The sequence below is a fragment of the Streptomyces sp. NPDC053750 genome, from assembly GCF_044544295.1.
GTDB lineage: Bacteria > Actinomycetota > Actinomycetes > Streptomycetales > Streptomycetaceae > Streptomyces.
Genome location: NZ_JBITXB010000002.1, coordinates 86,819 through 101,532, shown reverse-complemented (window position 1 = coordinate 101,532; position 14,714 = coordinate 86,819). Strand labels below are relative to the sequence as shown.

Sequence of the window (14,714 nt, the reverse complement as noted above, 5' to 3'; positions counted from 1 at the left end):
CCCCCGCCGACCCCGACCTCAAGGACGCCCCATGAAGCCCGGAATCCACCCCGCGTACGGCCCCGTCGTCTTCCGCGACCGCGCCGCCGACTACGCGTTCCTCACCCGCTCCACCATGTCCAGCGACAAGACCATCGACTGGGAGGACGGCAACACCTACCCGGTCGTCGACGTCGAGATCTCGAACGTCAGCCACCCCTTCTACACGGGGACCGCCCGAGTCCTGGACACCGCCGGGCGAGTCGAGCGCTTCGGACGCCGATACGGTCGGCACGGAGCCAAGTGATGCGGGAAGAGACCGGACTGCCCGTCGTCATCGTCGCCGGGCTCCACTCCGAGGCACGCCGCCAGGTCGTGGAGCACCTCCTGCGCCTGGTACCCGGCAGCGTCGCCCTGCACCACGACCTGTCCTCCGCGGCCGACGGCACCGTCCTGCGCCAGGTGCGCGACGCTTCGGGCGAGCTGTCCCGGGGCGACGCCCCGCTGGTCAACGACTGCGCCTGCTGTGCCCTGCGCGAGGACCTGGTCCCCGAGCTGGAACGGCTCGCCGGAGCCGGCCTCACCCGGCTCGCCGTCGTCGAACTGTGGGACTCCGTGGAACCCAGGGGGATGGCCGAGGTCGTCGTCCACCACGGCGGCGACGCGGTGCGGCTCACCAACGTGATCACAGCGGTCGACCCGGCTCTCGTACTCCCCTGTCTGGGCAACGGCGACGACCTGGCCGAGGCGGGCCTCGCGGCCGCAGCCGGCGACCAGCGCACGGTCGGCGACACCTGGGCCAGGCAACTGGAGTACGCCCCCGTCCTCGCGGTCGTCGAGAGCGAGGACGCCGACGACGAGGACCGCGCGCTGCTCACCCAACTCCACCCCACCGCCCGCCAGGTGGACGCAGGCTCCGCGGAACTCGCACGGCTGGCCTTCGCCGGCTTCGACGTCGACGCGGCCGCCGCAGCCCAGCACCCGGCCTGCGCGCTGCTCCCCCAGGAAGCCGACGCGGCAGGCGTCACCACATTCGTCTGGCGTCGGCACCGCCCGTTTCACCCCGAACGCCTCTACGAGGCGCTGGAAGACCTCTGCTGTTCCGCCGCCCGCAGCCGCGGACGGTTCTGGCTCGCCGACCGCCCCGACACCCTGCTCGCCTGGGACGCCGCAGGCGGAGCCCTGTGCGTGGAGAGTGCCGGCCCGTGGCTCGCCTCCCTGCCGGACGCCGCCTGGGAGTTGGTCCCGCCCGTACGCCGAGCGGCCGCCGCCCTGGACTGGCACGCCGAGCACGGCGACCGCTGCCAGCACCTCGTCTTCACCTCACCCGGCCTGGACCGCGACGGGCTCGCGCGGGTGCTGGAGTCCTGTCTGCTCACCGACGCCGAGTACGCCGCGGGACCCGAGGCGTGGAAGCGGCTCCCGGCCGCATTCGACTCTCTCCTCGACCCCGTCGCGTAACTCCGGCCCCGTCCGCCTCAACACAGAAGGAGCACACCATGGCCCCCCGCCAAGTCCCCCGCAAGCCGCTGAAGTCCCGCCCCAACCCGCTGGACGCGGCCGGGATCACCTACATCGACTACAAGGACACCGACCTGCTGCGGAAGTTCATCTCCGACCGCGGCAAGATCCGCAGCCGCCGCGTCACCCGCGTCACGGCCCAGCAGCAACGACAGATCGCCGCGGCGGTCAAGAACGCCCGAGAGATGGCGCTCCTTCCGTACTCGAGCCGGTGAGGAGCGCCACCCCGTCCCCTGCGCCCGCCGGCCTCAGGGGTGCCCGCCGGGCGCACTCCGCCCACACCGTCTTGCCGCCGGGCGGGTGCGCCGCGCAGCCCCAGGCGTCCGCGAGCGAGGCGACCAGGAGCAGCCCTCGTCCGGACCCGCCGTCGGCATCGGTGGCCGGAGCCGGCACGGGCTGGCGCTCGCCCCGCGCGTCGGTGACCTTGATTCGGAGGGTGGCCGGGGTCAGGGTGAGGACGAGGCGTGCGTTCCTGCCTCTCACCTGGCCGTGCAGGGCCGCATTCGCGGTCAGTTCGGCGATGAGGAGGAAGGCTGTGGACATGCTGTCGGCGGCGGCGTGGCGTGCGGCGTGCGCACCGTGCGCGGTGGTGGGGAACAAGGCGCGGAAGTGGGCTGTGCCGACGGTCGGTTCACCGGGTACGGGCGTACAGCCGTGACCCGGCCGGGCCCTCGCCGGTTCGCTCTCGGCACCGGGAACAGGGTGGTCGTACGGCTGGCAGCGCAGTCGGGTACAGGGGCCCCCACGGGCGGCGAAGCTGACGGCACGGACAAGGTCGCGGACCTGTTCCGGGCCCTGGGCCGGCAGATCAAGGTCGCCCGTGAGCGAGCCGGGCTGAGCCAGTAGGCGTTGGGCGACCGGGTCGGGTACGGCGAGGAAACGATCTCGTCGGTCGAGCGGGCGCGGCGGAACATTCCGCGGAGCTCAACTGGTCCAAGAGCCGCTACAGCGGTGACGAAGGGGGCGAGTGCGTCGAGGTAGCCGTCGACGCCACCGCCAAACACGTACGGGACTCCAAGGAGCGCGGCGGTCCTCGGCTCGCGTTCGCGCGGAGCGCATGGTCCGGGTTCGTCGGGGACCTGTGAGGCATAACCGGTTCTGACCTGCCGCGCCGCGAGGCCGCACCACCCAGGGCTCGCGGCGCGGCCTCTCCCTCTGTGGCGGTCCCGGCGCCCCGGCCCCCTGGCAGCGGTCGACCGCGGATGCGGTTGGCCCGTTCCTCCTGGGACGGCCTTGCGCACACGGCAGTTGGCAACGCTCCCCACGGCCTCGAGGTGGGCGGTGCAGTCGGCCCAGCCGTGCCCGTACTCGCCGAGCGGACGGCCCGCTCCCACCACGCCGTCCTCCTCGCCAACCACGGTCCCGTCGTCGCCGGCGCATCCCTGGAGCAGGCGGTCGACGCGATCGAGGAACTCGAGGAGACCGCCAAGCTGCACCTGCTCCTACGGGAACGACACGTCACCCGGCCCCTCACTCGCGAGCAGGCCGCCGGGCTCGCGCCCGTAGCCTCCTGACGGTCGGATCAGGGACCCGCCGTGTGCCGGTGGCCGGCGACTCGGCCCTGGTCGATGCGGTCGAGTTGCTCGTCGACCGCTCGGCCGTGGAGCAAGGGTTCGCGGGGGTCCCAAGTGGTCCCTTCCCGATGGTCCTTGCGGCGTCGGGCGATGGCGGAGAGCGCTTCGAGCACGACGCGGTTGCCCAGCAGCGCGGTCACGTCCGCGTGGTCGAAGGGCGGTGAGACCTCGACGAGGTCCATGCCGACGACGGGGAGCTCGTAGCACAGGCGCCGCACGGCGTCGAGGAGTTGGCGCGGGGTCAGGCCGCCGGGTTCGGGGGTGCCCGTGCCCGGGGCGGAGCCCGGGTCCACGACGTCGATGTCCACGGAGAGGAAGACACCCTCGCAGTCGTCGAGCGCGATGTCCGCGGCCTCGGTGAGGCAGGCGTCGAGGCCGCGCTCGACGACCTCGGTCATTTCGAAGGAGCGGATGCCGTGCCGTGCCATCCAGGTCAGGACGGGTTCGTCGGGCCAGTAGCCGCGGAGCCCGATCTGCAGGAAGCGGTCCCCGCGCAGGGCGCCGGACTCGATCAGCCGGCGCATGGGGGTGCCGTGGGCGACGAGGGATCCGAACTGGGTGTCGGCGGTGTCCGCGTGGCATCGAAGTGGATCATCGACACCTTGCCGAAGCCGTGGTGCCTGGCGACGCCTGTGTGGTCGGGCCACGCGATGGTGTGGTCGCCGCCCAGGACGACCGGCACCGCCCCCGAGGATGCGATCTTGAACACGGCCGCTTCGATGTGCTCGACCGACCGGGCCATGTCGCCGCTGTACAGGGCGACGTCACCGGCGTCGTGGACCTTGAGGTCCTTCAGCGCGTCGACGCGCATCGCGAGGCTGGGGCGGGAGCCGTCCTGGGGGAGGTAGCAGGCCTGACGGACGGCCGAGGGGCCGAAGCGGGCACCGGAGCGATAGGTGGTGCCGCCGTCCAGGGGGGCTCCGAGGATCACGACGTCCGCGTCGGCGTAGGTGGTCGGGTCGTCGAGGTCGCATGCGTCGACCCCCAGGAAGGTGAGGTGCGGGCCGAAGAGGGTCATGGGTGGAGTCGGCACGGCGGGCCTTTCCCTGGGGGCACTGTGCATCACGTCATGGGTTCTTCACGTCATGGGTTCTTCACATCGTGGGGCTCATGACGTCATGGGGCTTGCGAAGCCGATACGCCCTTTATGCCCCACCTCATTGCGACCTGCCAGGTCGGCCACCGACGACGAGCGCCACCGCCGCCCGCTGACCGGCCCCCATACGGAACCGGGTCCTCCCGTCCACTCGTCCAGACGGGCGAGGACGAGTGGACGGGGAGCGATGACGGAGCGGACGGGCCGGGCGGCGCCGGTGGTGCGGGCGGCGGCGCGGTGGTGGGCACGGCGCCCGAGGTGGCTGCGCGGGGCGGCGGCGCAGGGCGGGTCTGCCTGGACGCGGGGGCGGGTGCTCGCCGTGACCGCGGCGCTGACGGCCGCCCTCCTCGCGTTCCACGGGGCGGTACCGGGCGGCGGGCTCGGGCTGGGCAGTCTGCTGGAGTCGTTCCTGCCGTGGCTCGGCCTGGCGGTCGTGGTGCTCCTCGCCCTGGCGCTGCTGCGCCGTTCGGCGCTCGCGCTGGCGGCCCTGCTACTGCCGGCGGCGGCCTGGGCGCACCTCTTCGGCCCGCTGCTCCTGCCCGCGCCGGACTCCGGCCCGGACGACCTGGTCGTGGTGCAGCACAACGTCAGCGACGAGAACACCGACCCCGCGGGCACCGCCCGTGCCCTGGCCGCCGCCGAGCCCGACCTCATCGCGCTCCAGGAGCTGGTGCACCCCGCGCTCGACGTGTACGCGAGCGTCCTCGCGCCCCACTACCCGTACCGGACGGTCCGGGGCACGGTCGGGCTCTGGTCGAAGCATCCGCTCACTGCCGACCGGACGCTCGACATCAAGCCCCGGGGCATCACCGAGGAGTGGAGTCGCGGACTGCGGGCCGCGGTGCGCACGCCGCGCGGCGAGATCGCCGTGTACGTCGCGCACCTGCCCTCGGTCCGCGTCGGCGCGGGCGGTCTCGCGTCCGCCCGGCGCGACGAGAGCGCCGGTCTGCTGGGCAGGGCCGTCGCGGCCGAGGAGTTGAGCACGGTGATCCTGCTGGGCGACCTCAACGGCACGGTCGACGACCGGGCGCTGGATCCCCTCACCACACGGCTGAACGTGGCCGAACGGGGCGTCGCCCTCAGCTTCCCCGCCGCCTTCCCGCTGGCCCGCATCGACCAGGTCATGGCCCGCTCGGCGACGGTCGACCACATCCGCACCCTGCCCGCCACCGGCAGCGACCATCTGCCGGTGATCGCCCGGGTCGATACGGGAAGCACTGCCCGCCCGCGGTGACCGCGGACCGGAGAGCAAGCCTCTTGCGCGGTTTGCGTTAGCCTTGCGGGTGTGACGCGACGACTGGCTCAGGTGGCGAAGAAGGTCGGGGTCAGCGAGGCCACGGTCAGCCGGGTCCTCAACGGCAAGCCGGGGGTTTCCGATGCGACCCGGCAGTCCGTGCTGAGCGCGTTGGACGTTCTCGGGTACGAGCGTCCGACGCAGTTGAGGGGTGAGCGGGCGCGGTTGGTCGGGCTGGTGCTGCCCGAGCTGCAGAACCCGATCTTCCCCGCGTTCGCCGAGGTCATCGGGGGCGCGCTGGCGCAGCAGGGGCTGACGCCGGTGCTGTGCACGCAGACCAAGGGCGGCGTCTCCGAGGCCGACTACGTGGAGCTGCTGTTGCAGCAGCAGGTGTCCGGCGTGGTCTTCGCGGGCGGGTTGTTCGCGCAGGCGGACGCGCCGCACGACCACTACCGGCTGCTCGCCGAGCGCAACATCCCGGTGGTGCTCATCAACGCGTCCATCGAGAACCTCGACTTCCCGTGCATCGCCTGTGACGACGCCGTGGCCGTCGAGCAGTCCTGGCGGCATCTGGTCTCCTTGGGGCACAAGCGCATCGGTCTGGTACTCGGTCCCAGCGACCACATCCCCTCGCGGCGGAAGCTCGCCGCCGCCCAGGATGCGGCGCGGGCCATGGCCGCCGAGTTGCCGGAGGAGTTCGTCGAGCGGGCGATGTTCTCCCTGGAGGGCGGCCAGGCCGCCGCGTCCCGCCTGCTGGAGCGCGGCGTCACCGGCATCATCTGCGCCAGCGACCCCCTCGCCCTCGGCGCCGTACGCGCCGCCCGCCGGCGCGGACTCCACGTACCCCGCGACGTGTCCGTCGTCGGCTACGACGACTCCGCCTTCATGACCTGCACCGAACCCCCGCTCACCACCGTCCGCCAGCCCATCGAGGCCATGGGACGCGCCGCCGTCGACCTGCTCTGCGCGCAGATCCAGGGCACCGAAGTCCCCCACGGCGAGCTGCTCTTCGAGCCCGAACTCGTCGTCCGCGGCTCCACGGCACAGGCGGCGTCCGCTCAGTAGCGGGACCCGCCCACGTACCCACGCACGTCTCTTCGGTGCGCAAGTTCCTTGCGTGAATTGGCAGTTGCTTGCGGCTGTGCGACGCAGCGCCTGAAAGTCCCTGCTCCGGGGCACCACTGGGGGATCACCCCTGTCCCACGGAGAACTCTCCGCCTGCCCGGCGCCGAGTTCGGCCTGTCCGGGCTGTGGACGACCTGACAGTTCTCTGCAACTCTCTGAGCGCTCAACGTAAATGTTGAAGATCATTGAGTGATCGGGGAGACATGAGAAACCGGAACTGGAGATCGCGCGCCCTGGGCGCCGTGGTCGCGACCAGTCTCCTGGCGTGGGGAGGGCCCCTGCTGTCGGCCTCGGCAGCCGGAGGACCCAACCTCGCCGTGGGAGACCCCGCGGCCGCGAGCAGTTCGCACGGCGAGTACGGCGCCGCCCACATCACCGACGGAAACCAGAACTCCTACTGGCAGAGCGCGGGCACTGACCTGCCCCAGTGGGTGCAGACCGACCTCGGCAGCACCGAGCGGATCGACGAGGTCGTCCTGCGGCTGCCCGCCGGCTGGGAGAGCCGCGACCAGACGCTGTCCCTCCAGGGCAGCGCCGACGGCACCGCCTTCAGCACGCTGAAGACCTCCGCCACCTACCGCTTCAGCGCGGCGTCGGGCAACACGGTGACCGTGAGCTTCCCGGCCACGCAGACGCGGTTCGTGCGGGTCGCCATCACGGCCAACAGCGGCTGGCAGGCGGCCCAGCTCTCCGAGCTCGAGGTCCACGCGGCCGGCGAGTCGTCGGTGAACCTCGCCGCCGGGCGCCGCCTCACGGCGAGCAGTTCGACGGGCGCGTACACACCCGGCAACGGCAACGACGGCAACAAGGCCACGTACTGGGAGAGCGCCAACCACGCGTTCCCGCAATGGCTCCAGGCCGACCTCGGCACGTCCCGCCGGATCGACCGCGTCGTGCTGCGTCTGCCGGACGGCTGGCCGAGCCGCAGCCAGACCCTGAAGATCCAGGCGAGCGACAACGGCTCGGACTTCAGCGATCTGACCGCTTCCAAGGCGTACACCTTCGACGCGGCGGGCGGGCGGTCCGCCACGATCACCTTCGACGCGACCACCACGCGCCATGTACGCGTCCTGGTGTCGGCGAACACCGGTCACCCGGCCGCCCAGGTCTCCGAGCTCGAGGTCTACGGCCCGGAGACCGGAGACACACAGGCCCCGACCGCGCCCGCGAACCTGGCGTTCACCGAGCCGGCGACCGGTCGGATCAGGCTGACCTGGGACGGGGCCACGGACGACACGGCCGTCACGGGCTACGACATCTACGCGGGCGGCGAGCTGCTGACGACGGTCGCGGGCGATGTCACCACGTACACCGACACCCGGCCGACCGACACCACGGTCACCTACTACGTACGGGCCAGGGACGCGGCCGGCAACCAGTCGGGCAACAGCAACAGCGTGACCCGCCGCGCCGACACCGGCGACACACAGGCTCCGACGGCGCCCGCGAACCTGGCGTTCACCGAGCCGGCGGCCGGTCAGGTCAAGTTGACCTGGGACGCGTCGACGGACGACACGGGAGTCACCGGCTACGACCTCTACGCCAACAACACGCTGCGCAAGAGCCTCGCGGGCGACGTGACGACGTACACCGACACGCAGCCGGCCGCCGCGAACGTGACCTACTTCGTGCGGGCGAAGGACGCGGCCGGCAACCAGTCGGGCAACAGCAACTCCGTGACCCGCAACGGCACCGGGGTCGGTTCGAACCTGGCCGTCGGCAAGGCGATCAGCGCCTCCTCCTTCATCCACACCTACGTCGCCCAGAACGCCAACGACAACAGCACGTCGACCTACTGGGAGGGCGCGGCGGGCAGTTACCCCAACACGCTCACGCTCAAGCTGGGTGCCAACGCGGACATCAGCGCCGTCGTGCTCAAGCTCAATCCCGACCCCGGCTGGTCGAAGCGCACGCAGAACATCGAGGTGCTGGGACGGGAGCAGGACGCGTCCGGCTTCACCAGTCTGGTGGCCGCGAAGGACTACGTCTTCGACCCGGCGAGCGGCGGCAACCAGGTGACCGTGCCGGTCGACGCCCGCGTCGCCGACGTGCAGCTCAGGTTCACCTCCAACACCGGTGCGACGGCCGGGCAGGTCGCCGAGTTCCAGGTCATCGGCGTCCCGGCGCCCAACCCCGACCTCGAGGTGACCGGGCTGACCACCTCACCGGCCGCCCCCGTCGAGTCGGACGACATCACCGTGTCCGCCACCGTCCGCAACAGCGGCCCCGCCGCCGCCCCGGCCGGCACGGTCGCGCTGCGGCTGGGCGGCACCAAGGTCGCCACGGCCGAGGTCGGCGCCCTGGCGGCGGGCGCCCAGCGCACGGTGAGCGCCTCCATCGGCGCACGTGAGGCCGGTTCGTACGAGCTCGGCGCGGTCGCCGACGACGCGAACGAGATCACCGAGCAGAACGAGACCAACAACAGCTACACGCGGCCGGAGCCGCTGGTGGTCAAGCCGGTGCGGAGCTCCGACCTGGTCGCCGCCTCGGTCACCACCTCCCCCTCCAGTCCGGCCGCCGGCGAGGACGTGACCTTCAGGGTCGCGCTCCGCAACCAGGGCACCCAGGACTCCGCGGGCGGCAACCACGCGGTCACGCTCGACCTGGTCGACGCCAAGGGCACCACGGTCAAGACCCTGACCGGCGCGCACTCCGGAGTCGTCGCCGCCGGTACGACGACCCCGGCCGTCGGCCTCGGCACCTGGAAGGCGGCCAACGGCTCCTACACCGTGAAGGTCACGGTCGCCGACGACGCGAACGAACTGCCGGTCAAACGGGAGAACAACACCTCCACGCAGCCGCTGTTCGTCGGGCGCGGCGCCAACATGCCGTACGCCATGTACGAGGCGGAGGACGGCACGGTCGGCGGCGGTGCCCAGGTGGTCGGCCCCAACCGGACCATCGGCGACATCGCGGGCGAGGCGTCCGGCCGCAGGGCCGTGCACCTCGACGCGACCGGTGAGTACGTCGAGTTCACCACGAAGGCGGACACCAACACCCTGGTGACGCGCTTCTCGATCCCGGACGCGCCGGGCGGGGGCGGCATCGACTCGACCATCAACGTGTACGTCGACGGCGTCATGAAGAAGGCGCTCCCGCTCACCTCGAAGTACGCCTGGCTGTACGGTGCCGAGGCCTCCCCCGGCAACGCGCCGAGCGCGGGCGCGCCGCGTCACATCTACGACGAGGCACACATCATGCTCGGCGAGACCGTGCCGGCGGGCAGCAGGATCCGGCTGCAGAAGGACGCCGCGAACACCACGGACTACGCGATCGACTTCGTCAACCTGGAGCAGGTCGCGCCGGTGGCCAACCCGGACCCGGCGGCGTACGCGGTACCCGCCGGATTCACGCACCAGGACGTGCAGAACGCACTGGACCGGGTCCGTATGGACGGCACGGGCAAGCTGGTCGGTGTGTATCTGCCGCCCGGCGACTACCGGACGTCGAGCAAGTTCCAGGTGTACGGCAAGGCGGTGCAGGTGGTGGGCGCCGGTCCCTGGTTCACCAGGTTCCACGCGCCGTCGACGCAGGACAACACCGACGTCGGCTTCCGGGCCGACGCCACCGCGAAGGGCTCGTCCTTCGCGAACTTCGCCTACTTCGGCAACTACACCAGCCGTATCGACGGTCCGGGCAAGGTGTTCGACTTCTCCAACGTGTCGGACATCGTGATCGACAACATCTGGAACGAGCACATGGTGTGCCTGTACTGGGGCGCCAACACCGACCGGATCACGATCAAGAACTCCCGGATCCGCAACATGTTCGCCGACGGCGTCAACATGACCAACGGCTCGACCGACAATCTCGTGTCCAACAACGACGCCCGCGCCACCGGTGACGACAGCTTCGCGCTGTTCTCGGCGATCGACGCCGGCGGTGCGGACATGAAGAACAACCTCTACGAGAACCTGACGACGACGCTGACCTGGCGCGCCGCGGGTCTCGCCGTCTACGGCGGCTACAGCAACACCTTCCGCAACATCCACATCGCGGACACCCTGGTCTACTCCGGCATCACCATCAGTTCGCTGGACTTCGGCTACCCGATGAACGGCTTCGGCACCGATCCGACGACCTTCGAGAACATCTCGATCGTCCGGGCCGGCGGTCACTTCTGGGGGCAGCAGACCTTCCCCGGCATCTGGGTGTTCTCGGCGTCCAAGGTGTTCCAGGGCATCCGGGTCAACCACGTCGACATCGTCGATCCGACCTACAGCGGCATCATGTTCCAGACGAACTACGTGGGCGGGCAGCCGCAGTTCCCGATCAAGGACACGGTCTTCACCGACGTCTCCGTCACGGGCGCACGCAAGAGCGGTGACGCGTTCGACGCCAAGTCCGGCTTCGGTCTCTGGGCCAACGAGCTGCCCGAGGCGGGGCAGGGCCCGGCGGTCGGTGAGGTCACGTTCAACGGGCTGAGGCTCGGCGACAACGCCGTGGACGTCCGGAACACCACGTCCACCTTCAAGATCATCCGCAATCCCTAGACCCGACATTCCCGTCGGGCGGCTCGATGGCTGGCGCAAGTCTCTTGCGGAGACTTGCGCTAGTCTTGCGTATGTGACGCGACGACTTGCTCAGGTAGCGAAAAAGGTTGGAGTCAGCGAGGCCACGGTCAGCCGGGTCCTCAACGGCAAGCCCGGAGTCTCGGAGGCGACCCGGCAGTCCGTGCTGAGCGCGTTGGACGTCCTGGGCTATGAGCGTCCGACGCAGTTGAGGGGCGAGCGGGCCCGGCTGGTCGGGCTGGTGCTGCCCGAGCTGCAGAACCCGATCTTCCCCGCGTTCGCCGAGGTCATCGGAGGCGCGCTGGCCCAGCAGGGGCTGACGCCGGTGCTGTGCACGCAGACCAAGGGCGGCGTCTCCGAGGCCGACTACGTGGAGCTGCTGTTGCAGCAGCAGGTGTCCGGCGTGGTCTTCGCGGGAGGCGGCCTGTTCGCGCAGGCGGACGCCCCGCACGACCACTACCGGCTGCTCGCCGAACGCAACATCCCGGTGGTGCTCATCAACGCCTCCATCGCGGACCTCGACTTCCCGTGCATCGCCTGCGACGACGCCGTGGCCGTCGAGCAGTCCTGGCGCCACCTGGCCTCCCTCGGCCACGAGCGCATCGGCCTGGTGCTCGGGCCCTCCGACCACATCCCGTCCCGCAGGAAGCTGGCCGCCGCCCAGGAGGCGGCCCGTGCCGCCGACGCGGAGCTGCCCGAGGAGTGCGTCGAGCGGGCACTGTTCTCCCTGGAGGGCGGCCAGGCCGCCGCGTCCCGCCTGCTGGAGCGCGGCGTCACCGGCATCATCTGCGCCAGCGACCCCCTCGCCCTCGGCGCCGTACGCGCCGCCCGCCGGCGCGGACTCCACGTACCCCGCGACGTGTCCGTCGTCGGCTACGACGACTCCGCCTTCATGACCTGCACCGAACCCCCGCTCACCACCGTCCGCCAGCCCATCGAGGCCATGGGACGCGCCGCCGTCGACCTGCTCTGCGCGCAGATCCAGGGCACCGAAGTCCCCCACAGGGAACTGCTCTTCGAGCCCGAACTCGTCGTCCGCGGCTCCACGGCACAGGTGACCGAACGCTAGCGGCACTTCAGCATCTTCGACAGACTGTCGAGCAATTACGAAATCAGCGCGAGATATTGCGTTCACTTGTTCGCGGTGGTTGAGTGAGCGGCGCCCCACAACGCATCGGCGGTGGGGCGCCTTCCACGTTCATGCCCGAAGGGGACCACCCATGAGAAGTGCTCGGTTCCGCCGTACTCGCCGCGCCGGCGCCATCACGCTCGTCTCCGCTCTCACCCTGACCGCTCTGGCCGCCTGCGGCACGAGCAGCAGTGACGACGGCGGCGGTTCCGAAGGCGGCAGCGGGTCCTCCGACCCGGCTGCTCCACTGGACCCGAAGACCAAGGTGACGATCACCATCGACTGCATGCCCCCGGCGGCGAAGGCGGCCGAGCTCAAGGAGTGGAAGGAGGACGTCAAGGCGTTCAACAAGATCTACCCGAACGTCACCATCGACGGCCGCTCCACCCCGGGCCAGTGTCTTGAGCCGCCGCGCTTCACCGCGATGCTCAAGGCCAAGTCGCAGCCCGACGTCTTCTACACCTACTTCACCGACCTCCCCCAGGTGCTGGACAACGACGGCGCCGAGGACATCACGGCCTACGTCAACGACAAGACCGTCCCGGCGCTGGGGGACATCGACCCGAACGTCCTCGGCTCGCTCAAGCACGAGAACAAGCTTTACGGCCTCCCCACGAGCAACTACACGATGGGCCTGCTGATCAACCGCAAGCTCTTCGAGCAGGCCGGTCTCGACCCGGACACCCCGCCGCGCACCTGGGACGAGGTCCGCACCGCCGCCAAGAAGATCGCCGACCTGGGCGACGGCATCGCCGGCTTCGGCGAGTACAGCGCGGGCAACACCGGCGGCTGGCACTTCACCGCCCAGATGTACAGCCGCGGCGCCGACGTCGTCGACGAGAGCGGCAAGAAGGCGACCTTCAACAACGAGGTGGGCAAGGAGGTCGCCGAGAACCTCCACGCCATGCGCTGGGAGGACGAGAGCATGGGCAAGACCCAGCTGCTCAAGTGGGGCGACCTGCAGAAGCAGATCGCCACGGACAAGCTGGGCATGTTCCTCGCCGCGCCCGACGACATCACGTACATGGTCCAGCAGCTCGGCGCGGACTACGAGAACTTCGGCATGGGCCCGATACCGGGCGAGAAGAACACCCTCGCCGGCGGCAACAGCTACATGATCAAGAAGGGGATCTCCTCCGACAAGGTCAAGGCGGCGATCGCCTGGCTGAACTTCGAGAACCTCACCGTCGGCAAGGGGCAGTTCGACTGGGCCCGCAAGAAGACCGACAAGCTGCCGGTGGGCCTCCCGCAGCCCAACTTCTGGCTGAACGAGTCGAAGAAGAAGGACGACGCGGCCCGCCTGGAGCACGCCACCATGCCGGTGGAGAACTTCAAGTCGTTCATGGACAACCCGGTGCCGGGCATGGCCGAGCCGCCGAAGGCGCAGGAGGTCTACAAGGTCCTGGACAACGTGATGTCCGGCATCCTCACCAACAAGGACGCCGACATCGACAAGCTGCTCTCCACCGCCGAGCAGCAGGTCGACCAGGTCCTGGCCACGCAGTGACCGGCTCCCTCGGGGGGCGGGCCGCACCGCCCCCCGGGGCCCATGAGATCAGTACCGAGGAGCAACGATGTCGGCCCCCAGTCTGACCCCGAGCAAGGCGGCGAGATCCCGCCGCTCCCAGCCGCCGCCGGACGGCCCGCCCCCGCCCGGCGGTTCCTTCGCCAGGAGCCTGAGGCGCAACCTCACCGCGCACGGCTTCCTCATCGGCGCGGTCCTCTGCTTCGCGTTCTTCTCCTGGTACCCGATGGTCCGGGAGTTCCTCCTCGCCTTCCAGAAGACGGACCAGGGCGAGGTCTCCTGGGTCGGCCTGGACAACCTGCGCACGGTCTTCAACGACCCGGCCTTCTGGCAGGCCTGGCGCAACACCCTGCTGTTCACCGTGCTGGCCCTGGTCTTCGGCTTCGCGGTGCCGTTCGTCGTCGCGCTCGTCATCAACGAACTCCGGCACGGCAAGGGGTATCTGCGGCTGCTGGTCTACCTGCCGGTGATGCTGCCGCCGGTCGCCGCCGTCCTGCTCTTCAAGTACCTGTACGACCCCGGCTACGGCCTGCTCAACGAGTTGCTCAGCACGGTCGGACTGCCCGAGCAGCAGTGGCTGCAGGACCCCGACCTCTCCATGCTCTCGGTGGTCGTCGCCTCGACGTGGATGAACATGGGCGGCGCGGCCCTCATCTACCTCGCCGCGCTCCAGGGCATCCCCGGGGAGCTGTACGAGGCGGCGGAACTCGACGGTGCCGGGCTGTTCCGCAAGATCTGGCACGTGACGATCCCGCAGACGCGGCTCATCCTGTCGCTGATGCTGCTCATGCAGATCATCGCCACCATGCAGGTCTTCGTGGAACCCTTCCTGCTCACCGGCGGCGCCGGCCCCGAGGGCTCGACCACGACGGTCGTCTACCTGATCTACCAGTACGCCTTCAACTTCAACAACTACGGCGCCGCGGCGGCCCTCGGCCTGCTGCTCCTCGTACTCCTCGCCGGTGTGTCGGCGGTGTACGTGAAGCTGAACCGCGCCGAGAACGAGTAGGCCGGGGGAAG

Annotated in this window: 11 protein-coding genes and 2 pseudogenes; 11 read left to right on the top strand and 2 right to left on the bottom strand. The window is 70.3% G+C overall.

From position 1 onward, the window contains the following. The first annotated feature begins 31 nt into the window (after positions 1-31). From ACIGO6_RS05845 to rpsR, 3 genes are read left to right on the top strand one after another with little or no spacing between them, the layout of a single operon-like run. On the top strand, positions 32-286 hold the full coding sequence (locus ACIGO6_RS05845) for a type B 50S ribosomal protein L31 (RefSeq protein WP_399871875.1): 255 nt from the start codon (positions 32-34) through the stop codon (positions 284-286). After that, positions 286-1,440, top strand: coding sequence for a CobW family GTP-binding protein (locus ACIGO6_RS05840; protein WP_399871873.1), 1,155 nt, complete (start codon positions 286-288; stop codon positions 1,438-1,440). Before ACIGO6_RS05845 ends, ACIGO6_RS05840 begins: the two co-directional genes overlap by 1 nt. A gap of 38 nt (positions 1,441-1,478) precedes the next feature. Then, positions 1,479-1,715 carry a 30S ribosomal protein S18 gene (gene rpsR, locus ACIGO6_RS05835; protein WP_399871871.1) on the top strand — a complete coding sequence of 79 codons (237 nt, stop codon included), beginning with the start codon at positions 1,479-1,481 and terminating at the stop codon, positions 1,713-1,715. On the opposite strand, the gene ACIGO6_RS05830 is transcribed toward rpsR, so the two are convergent. Continuing rightward, positions 1,669-2,100 (bottom strand): ATP-binding protein, encoded by a 432-nt coding sequence (locus ACIGO6_RS05830; protein WP_399871869.1) that lies wholly within the window; start codon positions 2,098-2,100, stop codon positions 1,669-1,671. The two genes, rpsR and ACIGO6_RS05830, sit on opposite strands and share 47 nt — an antisense overlap. A gap of 335 nt (positions 2,101-2,435) precedes the next feature. Between ACIGO6_RS05830 and ACIGO6_RS05825 the strand changes: the two are divergent. Beyond that, positions 2,436-2,585, top strand: a pseudogene (locus ACIGO6_RS05825) (DUF397 domain-containing protein); the annotation flags it as partial. Positions 2,586-2,798: 213 nt separating this feature from the next. Beyond that, a complete protein-coding gene (locus ACIGO6_RS05820; protein ID WP_399871866.1) occupies positions 2,799-3,014 on the top strand; it encodes a class II aldolase/adducin family protein in 216 nt (71 codons plus the stop codon). Positions 3,015-3,022: 8 nt separating this feature from the next. On the opposite strand, the pseudogene speB reads toward ACIGO6_RS05820, so the two are convergent. Further along, a pseudogene (gene speB, locus ACIGO6_RS05815) lies at positions 3,023-4,092 on the bottom strand (agmatinase). Positions 4,093-4,357: 265 nt separating this feature from the next. Here speB and ACIGO6_RS05810 point away from each other — a divergent pair. From ACIGO6_RS05810 to ACIGO6_RS05785, 6 genes are all read left to right on the top strand, one after another. Further along, positions 4,358-5,404, top strand: coding sequence for an endonuclease/exonuclease/phosphatase family protein (locus tag ACIGO6_RS05810; protein WP_399871863.1), 1,047 nt, complete (start codon positions 4,358-4,360; stop codon positions 5,402-5,404). A 51-nt stretch (positions 5,405-5,455) separates the two neighbouring features. Then, the gene (locus ACIGO6_RS05805) at positions 5,456-6,469 is read left to right on the top strand and encodes a LacI family DNA-binding transcriptional regulator (RefSeq protein WP_399871860.1); all 1,014 of its coding nucleotides are present in this window, start codon (positions 5,456-5,458) and stop codon (positions 6,467-6,469) included. Between the two features lie 263 nt (positions 6,470-6,732). Next, positions 6,733-11,022 carry a discoidin domain-containing protein gene (locus ACIGO6_RS05800; protein WP_399871858.1) on the top strand — a complete coding sequence of 1,430 codons (4,290 nt, stop codon included), beginning with the start codon at positions 6,733-6,735 and terminating at the stop codon, positions 11,020-11,022. Positions 11,023-11,095: 73 nt separating this feature from the next. Then, on the top strand, positions 11,096-12,109 hold the full coding sequence (locus ACIGO6_RS05795) for a LacI family DNA-binding transcriptional regulator (protein WP_399871855.1): 1,014 nt from the start codon (positions 11,096-11,098) through the stop codon (positions 12,107-12,109). Between the two features lie 151 nt (positions 12,110-12,260). Further along, the gene (locus tag ACIGO6_RS05790; RefSeq protein WP_399871852.1) at positions 12,261-13,676 is read left to right on the top strand and encodes an extracellular solute-binding protein; all 1,416 of its coding nucleotides are present in this window, start codon (positions 12,261-12,263) and stop codon (positions 13,674-13,676) included. 67 nt (positions 13,677-13,743) lie between these two features. Next, a complete protein-coding gene (locus tag ACIGO6_RS05785; protein ID WP_399871849.1) occupies positions 13,744-14,703 on the top strand; it encodes a carbohydrate ABC transporter permease in 960 nt (319 codons plus the stop codon). Positions 14,704-14,714 lie beyond the last annotated feature (11 nt).

Bases quoted from the DNA above. Each gene is read 5' to 3' on its own strand.
- ACIGO6_RS05785 (WP_399871849.1), top strand. From the start codon at position 13,744: ATGTCGGCCCCCAGTCTGACCCCGAGCAAGGCGGCGAGATCCCGCCGC.
- ACIGO6_RS05810 (WP_399871863.1), top strand. From the start codon at position 4,358: ATGACGGAGCGGACGGGCCGGGCGGCGCCGGTGGTGCGGGCGGCGGCG.
- ACIGO6_RS05845 (WP_399871875.1), top strand. From the start codon at position 32: ATGAAGCCCGGAATCCACCCCGCGTACGGCCCCGTCGTCTTCCGCGAC.
- ACIGO6_RS05840 (WP_399871873.1), top strand. From the start codon at position 286: ATGCGGGAAGAGACCGGACTGCCCGTCGTCATCGTCGCCGGGCTCCAC.
- rpsR (WP_399871871.1), top strand. From the start codon at position 1,479: ATGGCCCCCCGCCAAGTCCCCCGCAAGCCGCTGAAGTCCCGCCCCAAC.
- ACIGO6_RS05790 (WP_399871852.1), top strand. From the start codon at position 12,261: ATGAGAAGTGCTCGGTTCCGCCGTACTCGCCGCGCCGGCGCCATCACG.
- ACIGO6_RS05800 (WP_399871858.1), top strand. From the start codon at position 6,733: ATGAGAAACCGGAACTGGAGATCGCGCGCCCTGGGCGCCGTGGTCGCG.